This is a genomic window from Desertimonas flava, assembly GCF_003426815.1.
GTDB classification, from domain to species: Bacteria; Actinomycetota; Acidimicrobiia; order Acidimicrobiales; family Ilumatobacteraceae; genus Desertimonas; species Desertimonas flava.
Map to the genome: position 1 here is coordinate 199,207 of NZ_QKYK01000002.1, position 22,587 is coordinate 221,793.

Consider the following 22,587-nt stretch of genomic DNA (forward strand, 5'->3'; position numbering starts at 1 on the left):
GAACATGTCGTGCGCCGTGGGTTCGGGTCCCGACGCACGTCTGACCTCACCCGACAGAGGGAGCTGTGATGTCCGACGTCGCCCCGATCGTGCTGATCCACGGACTGTGGATGACCCCGCTGAGCTGGGAGGGCTGGGCCGAGCGGTTCCGGGCCGCCGGCCATGAGGTCGTCGTCCCCGGCTGGCCGGGAGTCGGTCCCGGCCCCGAGGGCGTCGACGCCGTCCGCGCCGATCCGTCGGTGCTCGCCGGTCTCGGCGTCAAGGAGGTGGCCGACCACTACGAGACGATCATCCGCGGTCTCGACCGCGCGCCGATCATCATGGGCCATTCCTTCGGCGGGCTGCTGACCCAGGTGCTGCTGTCGCGAGGGCTCGGCGTCGCCGGCGTCGCCATCCACTCGGCGCAGACGAGAGGCGTGATGCGGCTGCCGCTGTCCACCCTGCGGGCGGCCTTCCCCGTGCTGAAGAACCCGTTGAACCGGGGCCGCACGGTGGGACTCACGCCGAAGCAGTTCCACTACGCCTTCACCAACTCACTGTCGGCCGAGGAGTCGCAGGGGGTGTGGGACCGGTTGCACATCCCCGCCCCCGGTCGCCCCCTCTTCCAGGCGGGCCTGGCCAACTTCACGTTCGGCCGCAAGTGGCCGACGAGCGTCGACTACCGCAAGGCCGACCGGGCGCCGCTGCTGTTCATCGCCGGTGGCGCCGACCACATCGTCCCGGCCAGCGTGAACAAGGAGAACGCCGGCAAGTACCGCAAGGCCGCAACGCCGGCGGAGTTCAGGGAGTTCGACGGCCGCACGCACAACGTCGTCGGACAGGCCGGCTGGGAGGAGGTCGCCGACTACGCGCTGAGCTGGGCGACCTCGGCCGTCGGCAGCTGATCGGCCGGAGGCGCCCGTCAGCGGGTGGTGTACTGCTGGCACACCTCGAGGCGGAGGCCGACGGAGATCGTCTCGCGGGATTCGACGATCGGGCATGCGGTCGTCGGCACCTCGAGCTCGTCGACGCCGATCTCGCGCCCGTCGCAGTCGGTGAAGCGGTCGGTCCCCTTGAGCTGCTCGACGAGGCACGACGAGTCGCGGTCCGCCGGGAACGCCCAGTAGACGCGCCACCCCTCGGTCACGTCGGTTCCCGTGTGATCGAGCACAAGCGTGCGGTCGCCGACGGTCGTGTGGAGATCGGGGAAGAGCAGCGGCCCGTCCTCGTCGATCTCCTCGGCGACGTTGACGACCGAGCCGATCGACACGGTGCTCGGCGCCAGGCGCTCGGTGGACTCTGCGCCGCCTCGTGAGATCCACGCGGCGACTCCCCACGTCGCGCCGAAGATGGCGGCGATGAGGAGGATGCCCCCGGCGACGGGAACGACGGCGCGTCCCAGCGGCGTGGTGGGCCGGACGAGATTCACGACGCCAGGGTAGGACCCGCGTCGATCGACCGTGCGAGGCAGGCGGCGCTGGAAGGTGACCGGTTTCACGTGGCGTGAGCGGTCGGATCCACCGAGAACGAGCGGGTCAGTTCGCCCGCAGAACCACGCCCCACTAACCTCGCCCCGGCACAGCGCCCAGGGCTCTCTGCCCCGACGCGTGCCGGCAATCACAGCACGGCAACCGCAGCGAGAAAGGTTGGGTCCGGACAAGTGGATCTCTTCGAGTACCAGGGCAAGCAGTACTTCGCCCGTTTCGGCATTCCGGTGAGTCCGGGCGGTGTCGCCGACACCGTGGACGAGGCGGTCGCCCAGGCCGACGCCGCCGGCTACCCGGTGGTCGTCAAGGCCCAGGTACAGGTCGGTGGCCGCGGGAAGGCCGGCGGCATCAAGCTCGCCAACGACGCCGACGAGGTGCGCCTCCACGCCGGGAACATCCTCGGCATGGACATCAAGGGCCACACCGTCGAGCGCCTCTGGATCGAGAACGCCTCCGACATCGAGGAGGAGTACTACGCCAGCTTCACGCTCGACCGGGCCGCCAAGCAGCACCTGCTGATGCTGTCGGCCGAGGGCGGCGTGGAGATCGAGGAGGTGGCCGTCACCAACCCCGACGCCATCGTCAAGCTCCACGTCAACCCCGTCGACGGGCTCAGCGTCGAGACGGCGCGCCAGGCCGCGATCGACGCCAAGATCCCCGAGCGGGCGCTCGACGGCGTCGCCTCCATCCTCGTCAAGCTCTACGACTGCTTCACCGCCGGCGACTGCGACCTGGCCGAGATCAACCCGCTGATCCTCAAGCCCACCGGCGAGGTGCACGCGCTCGACGCCAAGGTGAGCCTCGACAGCAACGCCGCCTTCCGTCACCCGGAATGGGAGGAGTACTCGGCGATCGAGGTGCTCGACGACCGTGAGCGCATGGCCAAGGACAGGGACCTGCAGTACATCGGCCTCGACGGCACGGTGGGCATCATCGCCAACGGCGCCGGCCTGGCGATGAGCACGCTCGACGTGGTCAACCAGGTCGGTGGTTCGGCCGCCAACTTCCTCGACATCGGCGGCGGCGCCAACGCCGACGTGATGGCCGCGGCGCTCGACGTGATCAACCACGACGAGAAGGTCAAGTCGATCTTCATCAACATCTTCGGCGGCATCACCCGCGGCGAAGAAGTCGCCAAGGGCATCGTCGAGGCGCTCAGCCGGGTCGCCCTGCGGGCCCCGATCGTGATCCGCCTCGACGGCACCAACGCCGAGGAGGGCCGCGAGATCCTCGCCGCCGCCGGCATCCCGCCCGAACAACTCATCTCGAAGCCGACGATGCTCGATGCCGCCCGCGAAGCGGTGGCGATCGCAGGAGGAAACTGACATGGCGATCTTCGTAGACGCCTCCACCAAGGTCATCGTCCAGGGCCTCACCGGCGGCCAGGGCAAGTTCCACGGCCTGCGCAACCGTGACTACGGCACCCAGGTCGTCGGCGGCGTGACGCCGGGCAAGGGCGGCCAGGACGTCGACGGCATCCCCGTGTTCGACACCGTCGCCGACGCCGTCGCCGCCACAGGGGCCAACGCCTCGTTCATCGCCGTGCCGCCCAAGGCGGCCCCGGCGGCCATCCTCGAGGCGGCTGCCGCCGGCATCGGCTTCGTCGTCTGCATCACCGAGGGCATCCCGGCCCAGGACGAGGCCAAGGTCTACAACACGCTGGTGCGGGACTTCCCGGACACGCATCTGCTCGGCCCGAACTGCCCCGGCATCATCAGCCCGGGGAAGTGCAACATCGGCATCACGGCCGGTGAGATCGCCGAGCTGCCCAGCGAGAACGGCCCCAACGTCGGCATCGTCAGCCGCTCCGGCACGCTGACGTACCAGGCGCTGTACGAGCTCAAGCAGAAGGGGATCGGCGTGTCGACGTGTGTCGGCATCGGCGGTGACCCGGTGCCGGGCACGAACTTCATCGACTGCCTGAGCCGCTTCCAGGAGGACCCCGAGACCAACGCGATCATCATGATCGGCGAGATCGGCGGGTCGGCCGAGGAAGAGGCGGCCGAGTACATCACGGCCAACGTGACCAAGCCGATGAGCGCCTACATCGCCGGCGTCACCGCGCCGGCCGGCAAGAAGATGGGCCATGCCGGCGCCATCGTGTCGGGCGGCAAGGGCACCGCGGCGGGGAAGATGGACGCCCTGCGCGCCGCCGGCGTGAAGGTCGGACTCAACCCGACCGAGGCCGGCGAGCTGATGGCCGAGATCGTCAAGGGTCTCTGATCGCACGACGCACAACAAGCACCCACCCCTGACTTCCTGTACTGGTTCTGGCCCGCCTACGGGACGAAATCAGTACAGGAACGTGGGGTGGTGACTAGAAGCCGGTGTCGTCGTCGACGTCGAAGGGGCGGTCCTGCTCGGCGGCGGGGAGGCGGCGAGCGCCGGCATCGCCGGTCGACCGGCCGTCGGGAGGCGTGGACGTCTTGGGCCCGGTGCTCTGACGGGCGGCCCGGATGCGGCCCACCAGCGGGAGGTCGTTGACGGTGCCGCCGGACGCGATGAAGCTCAGGAACGAGCCCGCGGCGGCGGCCAGCCCACCGAAGAAGCTCAGCCACAGCGTGAACTTGCGGCCGACATTGGCGCCGCCGGCCCCGCTGATGAAGTCACCCGCCTCGGCGCCGATGATGACGCGCACCAGCAGCAGGATGACGGCGATACCGGTCGCGAACAGGAAGATCGTCGGCCACGGCCACTTGCGGACGGTGAGGATGCCGGTACGGATCTGGAACGTGAGCAGCGCCGTCCCCACGATGAGCAGCCACGGGAACACCCCGGTGAGCGTGAACTTGAAGGCACTGGAGCTGATGCTCCCGGTGTCGAACCAGTCGAAGAACCCGAAGAGGAACACGACGGCGCCGCCGCCGACGATCAGCCAGTCGGGGAGTTTGAAGCACTTGGTGTCCACGTGCGTCACGGTACTTCGCGTTCACTTTCTGTTCAGGGATAACGACCCGTGCGTGGCCCGTGGCTACCCTCGCCTGACGTGCCCACTGCGCTGCTGTCCGTGTACGACAAGACCGGGATCACCGACCTCGCAGCGGGGCTTCATGCCGCCGGCTGGCGGATCCTCTCGAGCGGAGGCACGGCCGCAGCCGTCGCGGCGACGGGCGTACCCGTCACCGATGTCGCCGAACTGACCGGGCTGCCGGCCATCCTCGGCCACCGTGTCGTCACGCTGCACCCGAACGTGCACGGCGGCATCCTCGCCGACCGCGACGACGCGACCCACGTCGCCGAGATGCAGCAGTACGGCATCGAGGCGATCGATCTCGTCGTCGTCAACCTCTACCCGTTCGCCTCTGATCCGGGCATCGAGCTGATCGACATCGGCGGCCCGGCGATGGTGCGGGCGGCGGCGAAGAACCATGCCCACGTCGGCGTCGTCGTCGACCCCGCCGACTACGCGACAGTGCTCGACGAGGTTGCCGCGTCGGGCGAGATCAGCCTGGCGACGCGGCGAACGCTCGCCCGCAAGGCGTTCACGCGGACCTCGGCCTACGACGCCGAGATCGCCGCGTGGCTCGCCGATGAGAACGAAGCCGTCGAGGCCGACGCGGTCCCCGCACGTGATCTGCCCGAGCGCATCGACCTGTCCCTGTCGAAGGTGCAGACCCTCCGCTACGGCGAGAACCCTCATCAGACCGGTGCCCGCTACCGGTTCGACGGCGCGACGGGCTGGTGGGACTCGGCCGTGCAGCTCGGCGGCAAGGAGCTGAGCTACCTCAACCTTTTCGACGCCGAAGCGGCCTGGCGCCTCGTCCACCGCTTCGACCGTCCGGCCTGCGTGATCGTCAAGCACGCCAACCCCTGCGGGGTCGCCGTCGCCGGTGACATCACCACGGCGTACGTCCGGGCCAACGAGTGCGACCCCGTGAGCGCCTTTGGCGGCATCGTCGCGGTCAACGGCGAGGTGACCGTCGAGATGGCCGAGGCGTTGGCTCCGGTGTTCACTGAAGTCGTCGTCGCCCCGGCCTACGCCGACGGCGCCATCGACGTGCTCACGGCACGCAAGAACCTCCGCGTCCTCTCGGCCTCGTCGCCGGCGCCGCTCCCGTTCGACATGCGGCCCATCGACGGAGGACTGCTCGTGCAGCAGCCCGACCCGATCACGGTCGATCCCACGTCGTGGACGGTCCCCACCACGGCACAGCCGACCGAGCAGCAGTCAGCCGACCTCGCCTTTGCGTGGGTGGTCTGCGCGGCGGTCAGCTCCAATGCGATCGTTTACTGCCACTCCGACGGCGACGGCGTCCAGCAGGCCTTCGGGATCGGCGCCGGTCAGCAGAACCGCGTCGACTCGGCCCGCATCGCCGCCCGCCGCGCCGACGGGCGCGCCGCCGGTGGCGTGTGCGCGAGCGACGCCTACTTCCCGTTCCGTGACGGCCTCGACGTGGTCGCCGAGGCGGGGATCACAGCCGTGATCCAGCCCGGCGGAAGCATCCGCGACGACGACGTCATCGCGGCGGCCGACGAGCACGGCATCGCGATGATCATGACGGGCGAACGACACTTCCGTCATTGATACGGTACGGACGATCAGGCGATCGATTGGACGTGTGTTCAACGTCACCAATCTGACGGCATCGGTCCGGGTGGGTCCGGGAACAACGCTCCTGAGAAGTACCGTTTGAGACATACCCGTGGCGGCAGGGCATGAAAGGCTCCGACATCATGCTCCGACCGTCGCGCGTCCAGGCGTCCGGCTCCACGCTCCGCTCCAAGCTGCTGCTCGAACCGTCACACAGCCGCGCCGGGCTCCGCTGGCCCCGGCACGTGCGCTCGCATGCGGCGCTGATCTCCGGGCTGGCCTCGCTCGGCGAGGCCAACCCGGGCCGACACCCGCCACCAGGACGTCGCCCTGACCGGGGGCGCGAGTGGACGGTCGGTAGCATCTTTTCGCTATGACTCGGGTCGCGGACTTGTTGGGCGCGGGGCGGACGTTCTCGTTCGAGTTCTTCCCGCCGAAGGACGACGCCACACAGCTGTCGCTGGGCCGTACCATCGCCGAGCTCGAGCCGTTGCAGCCGAGCTTCGTGTCGGTCACCTACGGCGCCGGCGGCACCACGCGCGAGCGCACCCGCAACGTCGTCAACTGGGTGGCCAAGGAGACGGCGATCACACCGATGGCCCACCTCACGTGTCAGGGCCACGTCCGCACCGAGATCGCCGACATCCTCGACGGCTACCAGGCGGCAGGGGTCGAGAACATCATGGCCCTCGGGGGCGACCCTCCCGCCGACCTGGCCGACCGTGGTCCGAGCGACTACCGCTACGCGTCCGACCTCGTCGCCGAAGTGGCCGCCACCGGCGCCTTCTCGATCGGCGTCGCCGCCCACCCCGAGGTGCACCCGGCGTCACCGGACCGGGCCGCCGATCGCCGGCACCTCGCCGCCAAGCTGGCCGCCGCCGATTTCGCCGTCACACAGTTCTTCTTCGAGGTCCGTCACTACGTCGACCTCGTCAACGAGCTGGCGGATCTCGATGTCACCAAACCGGTGTTGCCGGGCATCATGCCCATCACCAACGCCAAGCAGATCGCCCGCATGGCCCGACTGAGCGGCGCCGAGCTGCCGGCGTGGGTCGTCGAGGCGGTCGAGCGCTACGACGACCCGGCCGACGTTCGCCGGGTGGGCGTCGAGCTGGCGTCGAAGCTGTGCTCCGACCTCCTCGAGGCCGGGGCGCCTGGCCTGCACTTCTACACGATGAACCGTTCGACGGCCACGCGTGAGATCTACGCCAACCTCGGCCTGGCATCGCTGAGGGTTTCGTAGCGGAGCCTGCCCATGCCCGATCCCGAGCTCACTGACCGGTCGGTGCCCCGCCGGCAGCGGTCGGGGATCTCGCAAGTCCCGTACCTTCCCGGCCTCGACGGGATGCGTGCGCTGGCGGTGGTCGCCGTCATGCTATACCACACCCACAACGGGTGGCTGCCCGGCGGGTTCATCGGGGTCGAGGTCTTCTTCGTCATCTCGGGATACCTCATCACGCTGCTGCTGATCGGCGAGCACGAGTCCACCGGACGGATCAGCCTGCGGCAGTTCTGGGGTCGCCGGGCGAGACGTCTGCTGCCGGCGCTGTTCTTCCTCCTCCTCGCCCTCACCTCGTACACGGCGATCTTCCGGCGCGAGGAGCTGGGCCGGCTGCGCGGCGACGTCCTCGCCGGTCTCACGTACGTGTCGAACTGGTACCAGATCTGGACCAGCCAGGGCTACACCGCGGCAATGGAGTGGGCGCCGTTGCGGCACCTGTGGAGCCTCGCGGTGGAGGAGCAGTTCTACCTCGTGTGGCCGCTCGTCATGGCCGTGCTCCTGCGAGTAGGTCGTCGGCGGATCCCCAACCTCAGCCGGTGGCTGTTCCTCGCCGCGATCGTCATCGCGGTGATCACGGCGCTGCTGTTCCAGCCGGGCCGCGAGATCTCACCGGATGCCACGCCGAATGCCTACTGGCATGTCGCCGGGCGCGACATCTCGAGGATCGACACGCTGTACCTGTCCACGATCACCCGGTCGACGGGCCTGCTCATCGGGGCCGCCTTCGCCATGATCTGGCGCCCCCTAGCCATCATGCGGGGCCCGCTGCGCCGGGCCGGTCACGCACTCGACATCGTGGCGGTCGTGGGTCTCGGCGCGCTGGGCGTCCTCGCGTGGCAGTTGCACCTCGTGACGTCGCGGGGCGGCGACGCGATGCTGTTCCGCGGCGGCCTCATCGCCGTGGCCCTGGCGACGGTGCTGGTGATGGCGGCCGTCACGCACGGCGGGTCATTCGTCGGCCGGCTGCTGGGAATCCGTCCGTTGCGCTGGATCGGGACCCGCTCGTACGGGCTCTACCTGTTCCACTGGCCGATCTACCAGATCATCCGCGACGTGGCGGGCAACCGCCTCACCGTGTTCGAGTTCGTCATCGCCATGGCGATCACGGTGGTGATCACGGAGTTCTCGTACCAGGTGATCGAGACCCCGATCCGGCGCCGCTACATCGGACGATGGTGGCGGCGGCTCAAGCGCAACCGCGACCCGGTGCCGCGGCGCATCATCGCCGTCACGTCGGCCCTGTGCATCACGATGTTCGGCTTCGCCGGTGTGAGCATCGCCACCGCCGAGCTCGAACCGACCGAGTTCGAGCAGTCGCAAGAGGCGGGCGAGGACGCCGTGACGCCGCTGATGCCCGTGGAACGGCCGCCGGCACCGCCGGACTCGTCGTTGCCGTCCCCGCCGGCCGCGTCGAGCGAACCCTCCGGCGGGGTGCCGCTGACGGCCGACGTGACGGAGTCGACCGAGGTGACGGGATCGACCGAGGTGGCGGAGTCGACGGAGGTGACGGAGTCGACCGAGGTGACGGGATCGACGGAGGTGACGGGATCGACCGAGGTGGCGGAGTCGACCGAGGTGGCGGAGACGACCGAGGTGACGGAGTCGACCGAGGTGACGGAGTCGACCGAGGTGGCGGAGTCGACGGACGTGACGGAGTCGACGGACGTGACGGAGCCGACGGAGGCCACCGACACCCCCGATGTGTCCGAGTCGACCGAGCCGACCCTGTCGCCGAGCAGCGCCGACTCGACGGAGATCACCGAGTCGACCGACGTCGCCGAGTCGACCGACGTGACGGCCACGACGCGCCCCCGGCGAACCACCACTTCGGCGCCCACCGATTTGACCGACACGACCGAGGTGCCCGACGTCGCGGTGCGGCCGTCCTCCTCGGCGCCGCGCCGGACGACGACGACCTCGACCACGCCGACGACGACCACCACGACTCCGCCGACGACCACCACCACATCCACCACCACGTCGACCACCACGACCACCACGACCACCACATCGACCACGACCACCAGCACGAGCACGACGTCGACCACCACGATCCCGGCGATCCCGCCGACCGTGGTGCCGCCGGTGGTCCAGGCCATCGGCGACTCGGTGATGCTCGGGGCGGCCCCCAACCTCGCCGAGCGGGGCGTGATCGTCGACGCCGCCCAGAGCCGGCAGATGATCGACATGCTGCCCAGCGTCCAGGCCCTCGCCGCCCAGCGGGGGTTCGGCGACGTCGTCGTCGTCCATCTCGGCACCAACGGCTCGTTCAGCGAGGGCACGATGCGGGCCTTCTTCGACGCCCTGTCGAGTGTCCCGCGGGTGATCGTGCTCAACGTCCACGCCGATCGCGGCTGGACGCAGCGCAACAACGAGCTGCTCGCCACGTTGCCCGACATCTACGGCAACGTCACGCTCATCGACTGGAACAACGAGGTCGCCAACTGCGAGGGCAACTGCCTGTATGACGACGGCATCCACCTCCCGCCCGACGGGCGGCGCTTCTACGCTGACCTGGTGTTCCGGCATGTCGGAATCTGATGGAGCGGTCCCCGGTCCCGATTGACTGGGGGCTTGGCATGCCCGGCCAATCGGTGCCCGATCTGCCAGAGTTGAGTGTTCCATGATCGAGGATCGACCGCGTACTGCCCGGGACCTGACGTCCCGCCCGCTCGAGTGGAATCCGCCGCGGGCCGCCATCTCGCGCGTTCCCTATCTGCCGGGCCTCGACGGCATGCGCGCCATCGCCGTCGTCGCCGTCATCCTGTACCACACCAACAACGGGTGGGTGCCGGGCGGGTTCATCGGCGTCGAGGTGTTCTTCGTCATCTCCGGGTACCTCATCACGCTGCTGCTCATCGGCGAGCACGAGAAGACCGGGCACATCGACCTCAAGCAGTTCTGGTTGCGCCGCGCCCGGCGGCTGCTGCCTGCCCTGTTCCTGCTGCTCGGCTCCTTGATGATCTACGTCGCGCTCTTCAAGCGCGACCAGCTCGGCAACATCCGCGGCGACGTCATCGCCGGGCTCACGTACGTCTCGAACTGGTACCAGATCTGGGTTGGCCAGGGGTACACGTCGAGCCTCGACTTCGTGCCGCTCCGCCACCTCTGGAGCCTCGCCGTCGAGGAGCAGTTCTACCTCGTGTGGCCGCTGGTGATGGTCGGGCTGATCCGGCTCGGCCGGCGCCGCCTGCCGACGGTCGCCCTATGGCTCATCGGCGCCGCCTTCGCCATCACTCTGGTCACGGCCCTCCTGTTCGCCGGTGGCCGGCCCGGCGAGGCGACGAACCTCACGTGGGAGATCAGCGGGCGTGAGATCGTCAAGAACGACGCCCTCTACCTGTCCACCATCACCCGGGCGAGCGGACTGCTCATCGGTGCGGCCTTCGCCATGCTGTGGCGCCCCGTCGCCGTGATGCGCGGACCGCTGCGCAACCGGGGGCGCGAGCTCGACGTGCTGGCCATCGTCGGCATGGCCGGCCTCGTCGCCCTGGCCTGGAAGCTCCACGTCGCCTACGAGGACGGCCGCGGCGATCCCTGGTTGTTCCGCGGCGGGTTCCTGCTCGTCGCCCTCTGCACCTTGCTCGTGATGGCCGCCGTCACGCACCGCGGCGCGGCGGCGGGGCCGATCCTCGGCAACCCCGTGTTCAACTGGATCGGCACCCGGTCGTACGGCCTCTACCTGTTCCACTGGCCGATCTACCAGATCCTCCGTGAGCAGGCCGGCAAGGAGCTGCCGTTCAACGACTTCGTCATCGCCATGATCCTCACCGTGATGATCACCGAGGCGTCGTACCGTGTCGTCGAGACGCCGGTGCGCAAGCAGCAGCTCGGCGCCTGGTGGCGATCGATCACCGAACGCTCCGACCCCCGGCCCCGTCAGGCCGTGGTCCTCGGCGGCACCGCCTTGGTCGCCCTGCTCGGCTTCAGCGCCGTCAGCATGGCCGGGGGCGACGTGAAGCTGAACGACGTCGAGGCGTCGCTGGCCGAGGCCGAAGACGACGTCACCAATCCCGGAGATCTCCTCGCCACCACCGGTACGACGGCCGCGGTGACGACGGCGCCGGTGACGCCGACGGTGGCACCGGAGCCGACCACCACGGTCGCCGGGGCCCCCGCCCCCACCACCACGGTCGCCGCGCCGACCACGACGGCGGCTCCGCCCGTCCCGGCGGGAGGAATGCTCGCCCTCGGTGACTCGGTGATGCGCGGTGCTGCCGCCGCGTTGAAGGACATCGGGTTCGACAACGTGGTCGCCGAGGAAGGTCGACAGTTCGCCGCCGAGGTCGAGCTCGTCCAGGGCCTCGCCGCGTCCGGCGCGCTGCCGCAGGTGGTGCTCGTCCACCTCGGCACCAATGGCACGATCGGCAGCCGCGACGCCGAGGCGTTCTTCACCGCGTTGAAGGACGTGCCGCTCGTGGTCGTCCTGACGCTCTGGATGCCGAATCCGAAGCCGTGGATTGCTCCCAACAACGAAGTGATCCAAGGCCTGCAGGCGACGTACCCGAACGTTCGGGTGGGCAACTGGGCAACGTTCGCCCCTGAATGCGACGCGTGGGCCGATCAGCAGGGCTACCAGAACGACTGCTATGGCTCCGACGGCTTCCACATGGGCGAAAACGGCGCCGAGTACTACGCCAACACGATCAACTACTGGGTCAACCAGTTCAAGGCCGAGCTCGGCCTCACCTGACGAGCGTTACGGATGGTGCCTGGCACCATCCGCAACGCGTGGGATCTGACGGGAGGTACCAGGCACCAACCGTTAGGTCGCGACGTAGGCGGCGAGGTGCTCGCCGGTGAGGGTGGAGCGGCCGGCGACGAGGTCGGCGGGCGTGCCCTCGAAGACCACCCGGCCGCCGTCGTGGCCGGCACCGGGGCCGAGGTCGATGATCCAATCGGCGTGGGCCATCACCGCCTGGTGGTGCTCGATCACGATCACCGACTTGCCGGCGTCGACCAGCCGATCGAGGAGGCCGAGCAGTTGCTCGACGTCGGCCAGGTGCAGGCCGGTCGTGGGCTCGTCGAGGATGTACACCCCGCCCTTGTCGCCCATACGGGTCGCCAGCTTCAAACGCTGGCGCTCGCCACCCGACAGCGTGGTCAGCGGCTGGCCCACGCGCAGGTAGCCGAGGCCCACGTCGGCGAGCCGCTGGAGGATCGTGTGGGCGGCGGGGATCCGGGCGTCGCCCTCGCCGAAGAACGGCTCGGCCTCGGCGACCGACATCTCGAGGACTTGGGCGATGTTGCGGCCGCCCAGCGTGTAGTCCAGCACGGCGGCCTGGAACCGCTTGCCGTCGCAGTCCTCGCACGTGGTGGCCACGCCGGCCATCATCGCCAGGTCGGTGTAGATCACGCCGGCGCCGTTGCACGTCGGGCAGGCGCCCTCCGAGTTGGCGGAGAACAGCGCCGGCTTCACGCCGTTGGCCTTGGTGAAGGCCTTGCGGATCGGCTCGAGCAGGCCGGTGTAGGTGGCCGGGTTGCTGCGGCGCGAGCCGCGGATCGCCCCCTGGTCGATGGCCACGACGCCCTCGCGTCCGGCGACGGACCCGTGGATCAGTGAGCTCTTGCCCGAGCCCGCCACGCCGGTGACGACGACGAGCACACCGAGCGGGATGTCGACGTCGACATCCTGGAGGTTGTGGGCGTCGGCGCCGCGCACCTCGATGACGCCCGTCGCGGCGCGTACCGTCGGCTTGAGCGTCGCCCGGTCGTCGAGGTGGCGGCCGGTGAGGGTGCCGCTGGCCCGGAGACCGTCGAGGTCGCCCTCGTACACCACCTCGCCACCGCCGGTGCCGGCGAGCGGGCCAAGGTCCACGACGTGGTCGGCGATGGCGATCGCTTCAGGCTTGTGCTCCACCACCAGCACGGTGTTGCCCTTGTCGCGCAGCTGGAGCAGCAGGTCGTTCATCCGCTGGATGTCGTGCGGATGGAGGCCGATCGTCGGCTCGTCGAACACGTAGGTGACGTCCGTGAGCGACGAGCCGAGGTGACGGATCAGCTTGGTGCGCTGCGCCTCACCGCCCGACAGCGTGCCCGACGGTCGGTCGAGGCTGAGGTAGCCGAGGCCGATGTCGACGAAGGAGTCGAGCGTGTGCCGCAGCGTGGAGAGCAACGGTGCCACCGTCGGCTCGTCGAGTTTGCTCACCCATGCTGCGAGATCGCTGATCTGCATCGCGCAGGCGTCGGCGATGCCGATGCCGGCGATCTTCGACGAACGCGCCGCCTCGTTGAGACGGGTGCCGTCGCACTCGGGGCAGGTGGAGAACGTGACGACCCGCTCGACGAACGCCCGGACGTGCGGCTGCAGCGTGTCGATGTCCTTGGACAGGTACGACTTCTGGATCTGCGGGATCAGCCCGGCGTACGTGAGGTTGATGCCGTCGACCTTGATCTTCGTCGGCTCCCGGTACAGCAGGTCGTGCAACTCCTTCTCGGTGAACTCGCTGATCGGCTTGTCGGGGTCGAAGTAGCCGCAGCCGCGGAAGATCCGGCCGTACCAGCCGTCCATGCTGTAGCCGGGGATCGACAGGGCGCCGTCGTTGAGCGACTTGGAGTCGTCGTACAGCTCGGTGAGGTCGAAGTCGTTGACCGACCCCATGCCCTCGCAACGCGGGCACATGCCCCCGGCGCGGGTGAACTCGACCCGCTCCGATTTCTTCGATCCTCGCTCGACGGTGATCGATCCGGCGGCTTTGACGGAGGCGACGTTGAACGAGAAGGCGTTGGGCGGCCCGATGTGCGGCTCGCCGAGGCGGCTGAACAGGATGCGCAGCAAGGCGTTGGCATCGGTGGCGGTGCCGACGGTGGAGCGCACGTTGGCGCCCATGCGCTCCTGGTCGACGATGATCGCCGTGGTCAGCCCTTCCAGCACGTCGACGTCGGGTCGGGCCAGAGTCGGCATGAAACCCTGGACGAACGCGCTGTAGGTCTCGTTGATCATCCGTTGGGACTCGGCGGCGATCGTGCCGAACACCAGCGAGCTCTTGCCCGATCCCGACACGCCGGTGAACACCGTCAGCCGGCGCTTGGGGATCTCCACGCTGACGTCTCGGAGGTTGTTGACCCTCGCCCCGTGGACCCGGATCAGATCGTGGCGGTCGGCGGGGTGCTGGCTGTCGGTGGCCTGTTGACGGTTGGTGGCTCGAGCGTCGGTGCGGGCGTTCATCGGGTCTCCATGCGGGCGGTCGATCGGTTCTGCTGGAGCGAAGAGGCCGTGCCACGTCGTTCTGGCTCCAGCAGAACGGGGCGGATTGTTCTGCTGGCGCGAGAAGGCTGTGCCCCGTCGTTCTGGCTCCAGAAGAACCGGGCCGGGTGGTGGGTGCGAGCCTCGGGCGAGGGACGAGGCTGGACCGTCTGCTGGAGCGCAAAGGCCGTGCCACGTCGTTCTCGCGCCAGCAGAACGGGGCCGGTGGTTCTGTCGGAGCGACAAGGCTGTGGCATGTCGTTGCGGCTGCGGCAGAACGGCGGGTCGTGGATCAACCGACCTCGAAGATGCGGATCATGTTGCCGGCAGGATCGCGGATGGCGGCGTCACGCACACCCCACGGCTGCTCGGTCGGCTCCTGCACGATGTCGACGTCGCCCGCCTGGAGGCGGTCGAACGTCTCGGTGAGGTTGGGCGTGGCGAGGTTGATCCCGGCGAACGTGCCCTTGGCCATCATCTCGCTGATCACCCGGCGCTCGTCATCGGTGACGCCGGGGTCGGCGGCGGGCGGCGACAGGACGATGGACGTTTCGGGCTGGTTGGGGGGACCTACCGTCAGCCAGTGCATGCCGTTGTACTCGACGTCGTTGCGCACCTCGAAGCCGAGCACGTCGCGGTAGAAGGTGAGGGAGGCTTCATGGTCGTCGTGGGGGAGGAAGGCCTGATGGATCGTGATGTTCATGTCGGTCACCGTACGGGTGCGGTCGGAACGGTTGCTTCTCGATTCCTGACCGGTCTGGTGACCTGACGGACCACGCACGGGGGCATCCCCTCGGTGGGCCGCGTCGTCGCCGCCTGTCGCCGGTAGTCGCTCGGTGGGACGCCGACCAGCTCGGTGAAACGGGTGCTGAAGGTGCCGAGCGACGAACAGCCGACGGCGAAGCACACGTCGGTCACGCTCATGTCGCCGCGCCGCAAGAGCGCCATCGCCCGCTCGATGCGGCGGGTCATCAGATAGCTGTACGGCGACTCGCCGTAGGCCGCTCGGAACTGCCGGCTCAGATGGCCCGCCGACATGTGCACGCCGCGGGCCAGGGCCTCGACGTCGAGCGGCTCGGCGTACTCGCGATCCATGCGATCCCGGACCTTCCGCAGGCGAGCGAGGTCGCTCAAGCGTTTCGTGTCGTCGGCCCGCTCCGTCACCCGCCCGATCGTACGGGACGCTCCGAGCGACCGCGGCCGCGCCTCGGCCCGTTCTGCTGGCGCGCAAAGGCCGTGGTTGGGGGTTGTCGCGCCAGCAGAAGGCCGGGCCGTGTTCTGGTGGCGCGCAAAGGCCGTGGATGGGTGTCTTCGCGCCAACAGAACGAACGAGGCGGCGGGGCGGGTCAGGAGTGGAGGCGGTGGCCGAGTGCCGTGAAGACGGCTTCCTGCAGGGCCTCGCCCAGCGTGGGATGTGCCGGCACGACCGTGGCGAGATCCTCGAGCACGCAGCCCATCTCCAACGCGGTGGCGAAGGTGGTGGCGAACTCGGACACTTCGGCCCCCACGGCCTGGAGACCGACGACGGCGTGCGTGTCGCGCCGGGCAACCACCCGCACGAAGCCGTCCCGCCGCCCCAGGGTGAGCGCTCGTCCGTTGCCCATGAAGTTCGCCGTGGCGACGATCGCATCGATGCCGGCGTCGGTGGCCTGGTCGGGGAGCAGGCCGGCGGTGACGATCTCGGGGTCGGTGTAGCACACCGCAGGGATCACCCGGCCGGCCAACTCCTCTCCGATTCCGGCGATGCGATCGGCGACCACCTCGCCCTGGGCCATCGCCCGGTGGGCCAGCATCGGCTCGCCGGTGACGTCGCCGATGGCCCACACGCCGTTCATCGACGTGCGGCCCTCCTCGTCGACCGCGATGTACCGGCCGTCCATCGCCAGGTCCAGCGTCTCGAGGCCGAACCCGGTGGTGACCGGGGAACGGCCCACGGTGACGAGCACCTTGTCGTACTCGGCCGGGTCGAGCGTGTCGGCCGAGACGCCGAGGCGCACGTCGACGCCGAGATCACGCAGGCGGGCGGCCACCGGCTTGGTGAGCTGCTCGTCGTAGAGCGGCAGGATGCGTCCCTCGAGCTCGACGACGGTGACGCCGGTGCCGAGCTTGGCGAACGCCGTGCCCAGCTCGAGGCCGATGTAGCCGGCGCCGACGATGGCCAGGCGGGACGGCAGCGTGTCGAGGAACAGCGCTTCGGTCGAGCTGATGACCCGCTCGCCGTCGAACGGCAGGAACGGCAGCTCGGTCGGGCGGGACCCCGTGGCGATCAGGAGGTGCTTGGTCCGCACGGTCTCGACGGACTCGGCGCCGTCGTCACCGGCAGCGGTGATCGTGACGGTCTTGCCATCGACGATGTCGGCCCGTCCGGTGATGCTGCGCACGCCGGCTCGCTTCACGAGCGAGGCCACGCCGCCGGTGAGTCGTTGGACGACGCCGCGCACGGTGGCGGTGGTGTCGGCCATGTCGGCGGTGGCCGTCGACGAGGTGAGCCCGTAGCGACCACCCTTCACCGCCGCGCTGACGATGGCGAAGTCGTTGGCCTCGTGGATCAGCGCCTTCGACGGGATGCAGCCGACGTTGAGGCACGTGCCGCCGAGCGCGCCGGGCTTGCTGCCCCCCGGGCCGGCGTCGACGAGGACGGTGTCGAGGCCGTGCTGGGCGAGGCGGATGGCGGCGACATAGCCGCCCGGCCCACCGCCGATCACCAGCGCCTCACACGTCGAGTACGGCTCCGCAGTGCTCACCGTCGTGCCCTCCACGATCTGGGGCTGGATCGTGCCATTCTCGCTTCTGGGCGCGGATCGTGACGCTGAGCGTCACGGATCGCGCCCAGATCGGGGCCCAGCCCACGGTCACTGTCGGTTGGGGTCATCGGGGTCCGATCAGCAGCGGAGCGGGAGACTCGAGGCGTCGCCGGATGACCTGCACGAACTGTGCGGCATCCCAGCCGTCGACGATGCGATGGTCGAAGCTCGACGACAGGTTCATCATCTGGCGAGGCACGAACGGCCCAGCCTCGGCGCCTGCGCCTGTCGACCCGTCCCACATGGGGCGGGTCTGCAGCTTGTTGACCCCGACGATGGCGACCTCCGGGTGGTTGATGATCGGCGTCGTGGCAAGCCCGCCGAGCGCGCCGAGCGACGTGATCGTGATCGTCGAGCCGCTCAGCTCGGCGGACGTCGCCGAGCCGTCGCGGGCCGCCGTGGCGAGGCGCTCGATCTCGGCGGCGATCTGGAACAGGTCGAGCGTCTCGGCGTGGCGCAGGACCGGCACGAGCAGCCCGTTGTCGGTCTGCGTGGCGATGCCGACGTGCACGCCGTGGTGCACCCGCAGTGTGCCCGTGCCATCGGCCATGCCGTCTGCCGTGCCGTTGCCGGCGCTGTCGTCGAAGTGGGCGTTGAACGTCGGGTGCTCGCGAACCGCCTCGACGATCGCCCCCACGAGGAACGGCAGCACCGTCAGTCGGGGACGGCCGGCCGTGGCGGCCTCGGCGTTGAGCGACTCCCGCAACTGCTGGAGGAGCGTGAGGTCGACCTCGTCGACGTAGCTGATGTGGGGGATGCGGTTGGCCTGGGCCATGCGCTGGGCGATGCGCTTGCGCAGACCGATCAGCTTGATGTCGTCGACGGTGTCGTCGGCGACCACGGTGGCGCTCCCGGATGTGACGGCCCGACCGATCGTGGTGTCGGCGGCGTAGCGGTCGAGATCGTCGTGGGTGACCCGCCCACCAGGGCCGGTGCCAGGTACGAAGCGCAGGTCGATGCCGGCGGTCCGGGCGCGCAGGCGCACGGCCGGGGCGGCCTGCGGGCGCGCGGTGACATCGTGGAGCGGGCGCCCTGCGGAGAGCGCTGCATCCCCAGGCACGCCCGACGAGCGGGTGGTCGGCGCCTGGGTCGAGCGGGGCGGTGCGCTCGCCGATCGTGACGGCGCAGCGGGCGTCGGCGCCGCGCTCGGCGCCGACGTCGACGCTCCCGAATCGGGCGTCGCTGTGCCCTCGGCATCGGAGTCGTTGGCCGCCTCCGTGGCGGCGGGCTCCGTGGTGGTGGGTGCCGTCGTCGATGGCTCCGGGGCGGCGGTGTCGCCGTTCGCCGATCCGGCGCCGGCGTCTGTCGCGATGCGAACCAGCTCGCTGCCCACCGCGAGCACGTCGCCGGGTTCGCCGGCCCGCCACGTGACCGTGCCGGCCACGGGGGCGGGGATCTCCACGGTCGCCTTGTCGGTCATCACGTCGGCGAGCGTCTGATCGGCGGTGACGACGTCGCCCACCGACACGTGCCATTCCACGAGCTCGGCCTCGGCCACGCCTTCGCCGACATCGGGCACCTTCACCACCCGCTCGCTCACGACACCCCCCACGGCGCACCGTTCGTCCATCCGAGTACGGAAGGTCCCGTTTCCGGCCCTTCCATACTCGGGCGACGTCCAGTACTCGGATGAGAGACCTGGGGTGCCGCGAACGGGGAGGGGGTCGTCATGCCGACATCACCGACTTCAGCGCCGCACCGACCCGCTCGGGGCCGGGGAAGTACGCCCACTCCTGGGCGTGGGGATAGGGCGTGTCCCAACCGGCGACGCGCACGACGGGGGCTTCGAGGGAGTAGAACGCGTGCTCCTGCACGAGCGCGGCGAGCTCGGCGCCGAAGCCCGACGTGAGCGTGGCCTCGTGGAGGACGACGCATCGCCCCGTCTTCTGCACCGAGGCGACGATCGTGTCGAGGTCGAGCGGGATCAGCGACCGCAGATCGATCACCTCGGCGTCGATGCCCGTCTCGTCGGCGGCGGCCTCGGCGACGAAGACGGTGGTGCCGTACGTGACCACGGTGACGTCGGTACCCGGGCGATGGATGCGGGCCTCGCCGAGCGGCACGGTGTAGTGACCGTCGGGGACGTCGCCCAGCGGATGCTTGGACCAGGGCACGATCGGCCGATCGTGGTGGCCGTCGAACGGGCCGTTGTAGAGGCGCTTGGGCTCGAAGATGATCACCGGGTCGTCGTCTTCGATCGCCGCGATCAGCAGACCCTTGGCGTCGTAGGGGTTGGACGGCACCACCGTCTTCAGCCCGGCGACGTGGGTGAACAGGGCTTCGGGGCTCTGCGAGTGGGTCTGGCCGCCGAAGATGCCGCCACCGCTCGGCATGCGGATGACCAGCGGCGCCGTGAAGTCGCCGGCGGACCGGTGGCGCAGGCGGGCGGCCTCGGAGACGATCTGGTCGTAGCCGGGATACACGTAGTCGGCGAACTGGATCTCGACGCACGGCCGCAGGCCGTACGCCGCCATGCCGATCGCCGCCCCGACGATGCCCGACTCGTTGATGGGGGCGTCGAAGCAGCGGTGCTTGCCGAAGCGCTCCTGCAGGCCGGCGGTGCAACGGAACACGCCGCCGAAGTACCCGACGTCCTCGCCGAACACCACCACCCGGTCGTCCCGTTCCATCGCCACGGCGTGGCCGTCACGGATCGCCTCGATCATCGTGCGCGACGTCATCGACCCGCCTCCCCGGGGCAGACGCCTGCCCATCCGAGTACGGAAGGGCCCAATCCGGGGCGCTCGGTACTCGGGTGACGTTCAGTACTCGGATGAGAGAGCGGGGTGGCGCACATGGTCAGTACCCGAGCTGCTGGCGTTGGCGGCGGATGTGGGGCGGGGCGACGGCGTAGAGGTCGTCGAAGATGTCGGCCGGCGACGCGGCGTCGTCGGAGCGCAGCGTGCCGTAGGACTCGGCGGTGGCCTCGGCCTCACGCACGGCCGTCTCGGCGGCCTCGACGGCGGCGGCGTGACGTTCCGCGTCCCACGCCCCGATGCGCACGAGGTGCCGGCACAGGCGGTCGATCGGGTCGCCGAGGGGCCAGGCCGCCGCCTCCCCGGCGGGTCGATACGCCGACGGATCGTCCGACGTCGAGTGGGCGCCGGCGCGGTACGTGACCCACTCGATCAGCGTCGGGCCGTGGCCGGCCCGGGCGCGGTCGACGGCCCACTTCGACACGGCGTGCACGGCGAGGTAGTCGTTGCCGTCGACACGCAGCGACGGAATGCCGAACCCGAGTCCCTTGGCGGCGAACGTGGCGACCTCGCCGCGGGCCATGCCCTGGAAGGTCGAGATCGCCCACTGGTTGTTGACGATGTTCAGCACGACCGGCGCCTGATAGGTGGATGCGAACACGAGGCCGGCGTGGAAGTCGGACTCGGCGGTGGCCCCGTCGCCGATCCACGCAGAGGCCACCTTGTCGTCACCCCGGATCGCCGACGCCATCGCCCAGCCGACGGCCTGGATGTACTGCGTGGCGAGGTTGCCCGAGAGCGTGAAGAAGCCGTGCTCCTTCGAGGAGTACATCACGGGCAGCTGGTGACCCTTCATCGGGTCGTGACGGTTCGAGTAGATCTGGTTGATCATCGTCACCAGCGGATAGTCGTCGGCGATCAGCAGACCCTGTTGGCGGTACGTCGGGAAGTTCATGTCCCCGGGGGAGAGGGCCTTGCGATGCGCGCAGGCGATCGCCTCCTCGCCGAGCGACTGCATGTAGAACGACGTCTTGCCCTGGCGTTGCGAGCGCAGCATGCGGGCGTCGAACGCTCGCACCAGGAGCATGTCCTCGAGCCCCTCGATCAGCTGCTCCGGCGTCAGCGAGCCGGCCCACGGGCCGACGGCGTTGCCCTCGTCGTCGAGGACGCGGATGAGGCTGAACGACATCTTGCGGATCGGCCAGCCCTCGACATCGATCGGCGGCCGCTCGGCGCCACCCGGTTCGGCCGGGTAGCCCTCGATGGCGAGATCGTCGAACTTCAACGCCTCGCCGTGGCGCGTGCCGGGTTCGGGGACGTTGAGCCGGGGGGTGCGGGCGCCGGTGTTCGACGCCGGGTTCCCCGGCGCTGGGCTGTCCGGCGCTGGGCTGTCCGGTGTCCCCACAGGGCCGCTCATCGTTCGGAGCTTGGCAAAGATGCGGCAGGACGTCAACTCATCCGGATAGATTTCGGAGAATGGTTGGACGTCCGAATATTTCACCGGCCGATCGCCAGATTCTATTGCAACTCCAGTCGAATGCGCGGCAGACCAACAAGGCCTTGGCGGAGGCCGCGGGACTCGCCCAGTCCACCACACTCGACCGGGTCCGCGAGCTCGAACGGCGCGGCGTGGTCACCGGCTACCACGCCGACGTGTCGCTCGCCGCGTTGGGGCGGGACCTCCAAGCCATGGTGACGCTGCGGCTGCACCCGAAGACCGCCGACGGCATCGACCGTCTCGTCGCCAGCCTCGAGGCGTTGCCGGAGGTCCTCGGCGTCTACCTCCTGTCGGGCGCCGACGACGTCCTCGTCCACCTCGGCGTGGCCGACGCCGACCATCTCCGTTCGGTCGTGCTGGCCAAGATCGCCGGCCTCGAAGGCGTCGCCGACGAGCGCACGTCGATCGTCTTCGAGCACCGCCGCCGCACGGTCGTCGACGTCCTCCCCGACGACGGCGCCTGAGCCGTCGGACGCGAGCCGGGCGATGTCCACGCCGGACACCGGACGCACTCCGTCGCGACGAGATCTCGCGGCCCGCAGGCACGCTAGAACTGGCTGATGCAGACCGACCCGATCATCGACGTCATCGCCCGCTGGCACGGGTTCATCAGCGGGGAGACGCCGGGGGCGCTCGAGGATCTGCTCGCCGACGACGTGGTGTTCTACTCGCCGATCGTCTACACACCCCAGCAGGGCAAGGCGGTGACGACGATGTATCTCACGGCCGCCGGTGCGACGCTCGGAGGCAACGACGCCGCCGACGGGAATGGACACGGCGCGGGGAAGTTCCACTACACCAAGCAGGTCCTGGCCGGCGACACCGCCGTGCTCGAGTTCGAGTCGTCGATCGAGGGCAAGTACCTCAACGGTGTCGACATCATCCGCTGCAACCCGGATGGTCAGATCGTCGAGTTCCGCGTGATGATCCGGCCCCTCCAGGCCATCAACGCCGTCCATGCCCAGATGAAGGCCGCGCTGGAGGCGATGCAGGCCGGCTGACGACCGGGAGTTCTGCCGGCGCGAAGACGCCGTCGCACGGTCTTTCGGCTCACCCAGAACCAGCGCCGCTGCTCTGGTGGCGCGAAAAGGCCCTCACACGGCGTTTCTGCTCCGGCAGAATGG

18 protein-coding genes are annotated in these 22,587 nt (G+C 69.5%); 9 read left to right on the forward strand and 9 right to left on the reverse strand.

Going from position 1 to position 22,587, the window contains the following annotated elements; genetic code table 11:
• Positions 1 to 68 precede the first annotated feature (68 nt).
• Positions 69 to 884: an alpha/beta hydrolase gene (locus DN771_RS03545; RefSeq protein WP_116996153.1), complete on the forward strand. Its 816-nt coding sequence runs from the start codon at positions 69 to 71 to the stop codon at positions 882 to 884.
• 17 nt (positions 885 to 901) lie between these two features.
• Here DN771_RS03545 and DN771_RS03550 read toward each other — a convergent pair whose 3' ends face one another.
• Positions 902 to 1,408: a hypothetical protein gene (locus DN771_RS03550; protein WP_162941488.1), complete on the reverse strand. Its 507-nt coding sequence runs from the start codon at positions 1,406 to 1,408 to the stop codon at positions 902 to 904.
• Between the two features lie 231 nt (positions 1,409 to 1,639).
• Between DN771_RS03550 and sucC the strand changes: the two genes are divergently transcribed.
• Together sucC and sucD are read left to right on the forward strand one after the other, a co-directional pair.
• Positions 1,640 to 2,791: an ADP-forming succinate--CoA ligase subunit beta gene (gene sucC, locus DN771_RS03555; RefSeq protein WP_116995948.1), complete on the forward strand. Its 1,152-nt coding sequence runs from the start codon at positions 1,640 to 1,642 to the stop codon at positions 2,789 to 2,791.
• A gap of 1 nt (position 2,792) precedes the next feature.
• Positions 2,793 to 3,689 carry a succinate--CoA ligase subunit alpha gene (gene sucD, locus DN771_RS03560; protein WP_116995949.1) on the forward strand — a complete coding sequence of 299 codons (897 nt, stop codon included), beginning with the start codon at positions 2,793 to 2,795 and terminating at the stop codon, positions 3,687 to 3,689.
• A 94-nt stretch (positions 3,690 to 3,783) separates the two neighbouring features.
• On the opposite strand, the gene DN771_RS03565 is transcribed toward sucD, so the two are convergent.
• Positions 3,784 to 4,374 carry a hypothetical protein gene (locus DN771_RS03565; RefSeq protein WP_162941489.1) on the reverse strand — a complete coding sequence of 197 codons (591 nt, stop codon included), beginning with the start codon at positions 4,372 to 4,374 and terminating at the stop codon, positions 3,784 to 3,786.
• Between the two features lie 78 nt (positions 4,375 to 4,452).
• On the opposite strand from DN771_RS03565, the gene purH reads away from it, so the two are divergent.
• The 4 genes from purH (at position 4,453) to DN771_RS03585 (ending at position 11,972) form a co-directional block, all read left to right on the forward strand.
• Positions 4,453 to 5,991 carry a bifunctional phosphoribosylaminoimidazolecarboxamide formyltransferase/IMP cyclohydrolase gene (gene purH, locus DN771_RS03570; RefSeq protein WP_205528398.1) on the forward strand — a complete coding sequence of 513 codons (1,539 nt, stop codon included), beginning with the start codon at positions 4,453 to 4,455 and terminating at the stop codon, positions 5,989 to 5,991.
• Positions 5,992 to 6,370: 379 nt separating this feature from the next.
• Positions 6,371 to 7,240 carry a methylenetetrahydrofolate reductase gene (locus DN771_RS03575; protein ID WP_116995951.1) on the forward strand — a complete coding sequence of 290 codons (870 nt, stop codon included), beginning with the start codon at positions 6,371 to 6,373 and terminating at the stop codon, positions 7,238 to 7,240.
• A gap of 12 nt (positions 7,241 to 7,252) precedes the next feature.
• Entirely contained in the window at positions 7,253 to 9,820 is a 2,568-nt protein-coding gene (locus DN771_RS03580) for an acyltransferase family protein (RefSeq protein ID WP_116995952.1), read from the forward strand.
• An 82-nt stretch (positions 9,821 to 9,902) separates the two neighbouring features.
• Positions 9,903 to 11,972 (forward strand): acyltransferase family protein, encoded by a 2,070-nt coding sequence (locus DN771_RS03585; protein ID WP_116995953.1) that lies wholly within the window; start codon positions 9,903 to 9,905, stop codon positions 11,970 to 11,972.
• Positions 11,973 to 12,044: 72 nt separating this feature from the next.
• Here the strand turns inward: DN771_RS03585 and DN771_RS03590 are convergent, their stop codons facing one another.
• The 7 genes from DN771_RS03590 to DN771_RS03620 all read right to left on the reverse strand — a co-directional run bounded on the left by DN771_RS03590 (position 12,045) and on the right by DN771_RS03620 (position 21,382).
• Positions 12,045 to 14,447, reverse strand: a complete 2,403-nt coding sequence (locus tag DN771_RS03590) for an ATP-binding cassette domain-containing protein (RefSeq protein WP_116995954.1) — start codon at positions 14,445 to 14,447, stop codon at positions 12,045 to 12,047.
• A 310-nt stretch (positions 14,448 to 14,757) separates the two neighbouring features.
• Complete coding sequence (locus DN771_RS03595) at positions 14,758 to 15,168, reverse strand: VOC family protein (protein ID WP_205528399.1); 411 nt, start codon at positions 15,166 to 15,168, stop codon at positions 14,758 to 14,760.
• Positions 15,169 to 15,173: 5 nt separating this feature from the next.
• The gene (locus tag DN771_RS03600) at positions 15,174 to 15,629 is read right to left on the reverse strand and encodes a helix-turn-helix transcriptional regulator (RefSeq protein WP_116995956.1); all 456 of its coding nucleotides are present in this window, start codon (positions 15,627 to 15,629) and stop codon (positions 15,174 to 15,176) included.
• A 182-nt stretch (positions 15,630 to 15,811) separates the two neighbouring features.
• On the reverse strand, positions 15,812 to 17,209 hold the full coding sequence (lpdA, locus tag DN771_RS03605) for a dihydrolipoyl dehydrogenase (protein ID WP_116996155.1): 1,398 nt from the start codon (positions 17,207 to 17,209) through the stop codon (positions 15,812 to 15,814).
• Between the two features lie 124 nt (positions 17,210 to 17,333).
• Complete coding sequence (locus DN771_RS03610) at positions 17,334 to 18,839, reverse strand: dihydrolipoamide acetyltransferase family protein (protein WP_205528400.1); 1,506 nt, start codon at positions 18,837 to 18,839, stop codon at positions 17,334 to 17,336.
• 97 nt (positions 18,840 to 18,936) lie between these two features.
• On the reverse strand, positions 18,937 to 19,950 hold the full coding sequence (locus tag DN771_RS03615) for an alpha-ketoacid dehydrogenase subunit beta (protein WP_116995957.1): 1,014 nt from the start codon (positions 19,948 to 19,950) through the stop codon (positions 18,937 to 18,939).
• Positions 19,951 to 20,068: 118 nt separating this feature from the next.
• Positions 20,069 to 21,382 carry a thiamine pyrophosphate-dependent dehydrogenase E1 component subunit alpha gene (locus DN771_RS03620; protein WP_116995958.1) on the reverse strand — a complete coding sequence of 438 codons (1,314 nt, stop codon included), beginning with the start codon at positions 21,380 to 21,382 and terminating at the stop codon, positions 20,069 to 20,071.
• A gap of 59 nt (positions 21,383 to 21,441) precedes the next feature.
• Between DN771_RS03620 and DN771_RS03625 the strand changes: the two genes are divergently transcribed.
• Positions 21,442 to 21,927, forward strand: a complete 486-nt coding sequence (locus tag DN771_RS03625; protein ID WP_116995959.1) for an Lrp/AsnC family transcriptional regulator — start codon at positions 21,442 to 21,444, stop codon at positions 21,925 to 21,927.
• Between the two features lie 96 nt (positions 21,928 to 22,023).
• On the forward strand, positions 22,024 to 22,464 hold the full coding sequence (locus tag DN771_RS03630; protein WP_116995960.1) for a nuclear transport factor 2-like protein: 441 nt from the start codon (positions 22,024 to 22,026) through the stop codon (positions 22,462 to 22,464).
• Positions 22,465 to 22,587: the final 123 nt, after the last annotated feature.

Excerpts from the sequence above, each read along its gene's own strand:
- DN771_RS03625 (WP_116995959.1), top strand. The coding sequence starts at position 21,442 with ATGGTTGGACGTCCGAATATTTCACCGGCCGATCGCCAGATTCTATTG.
- DN771_RS03615 (WP_116995957.1), bottom strand. The coding sequence starts at position 19,950 with ATGACGTCGCGCACGATGATCGAGGCGATCCGTGACGGCCACGCCGTG.
- DN771_RS03630 (WP_116995960.1), top strand. The coding sequence starts at position 22,024 with ATGCAGACCGACCCGATCATCGACGTCATCGCCCGCTGGCACGGGTTC.
- DN771_RS03610 (WP_205528400.1), bottom strand. The coding sequence starts at position 18,839 with ATGGACGAACGGTGCGCCGTGGGGGGTGTCGTGAGCGAGCGGGTGGTG.
- DN771_RS03580 (WP_116995952.1), top strand. The coding sequence starts at position 7,253 with ATGCCCGATCCCGAGCTCACTGACCGGTCGGTGCCCCGCCGGCAGCGG.
- DN771_RS03620 (WP_116995958.1), bottom strand. The coding sequence starts at position 21,382 with ATGAGCGGCCCTGTGGGGACACCGGACAGCCCAGCGCCGGACAGCCCA.
- DN771_RS03585 (WP_116995953.1), top strand. The coding sequence starts at position 9,903 with ATGATCGAGGATCGACCGCGTACTGCCCGGGACCTGACGTCCCGCCCG.
- DN771_RS03590 (WP_116995954.1), bottom strand. The coding sequence starts at position 14,447 with ATGAACGCCCGCACCGACGCTCGAGCCACCAACCGTCAACAGGCCACC.
- DN771_RS03575 (WP_116995951.1), top strand. The coding sequence starts at position 6,371 with ATGACTCGGGTCGCGGACTTGTTGGGCGCGGGGCGGACGTTCTCGTTC.
- sucD (WP_116995949.1), top strand. The coding sequence starts at position 2,793 with ATGGCGATCTTCGTAGACGCCTCCACCAAGGTCATCGTCCAGGGCCTC.
- DN771_RS03595 (WP_205528399.1), bottom strand. The coding sequence starts at position 15,168 with ATGAACATCACGATCCATCAGGCCTTCCTCCCCCACGACGACCATGAA.
- DN771_RS03545 (WP_116996153.1), top strand. The coding sequence starts at position 69 with ATGTCCGACGTCGCCCCGATCGTGCTGATCCACGGACTGTGGATGACC.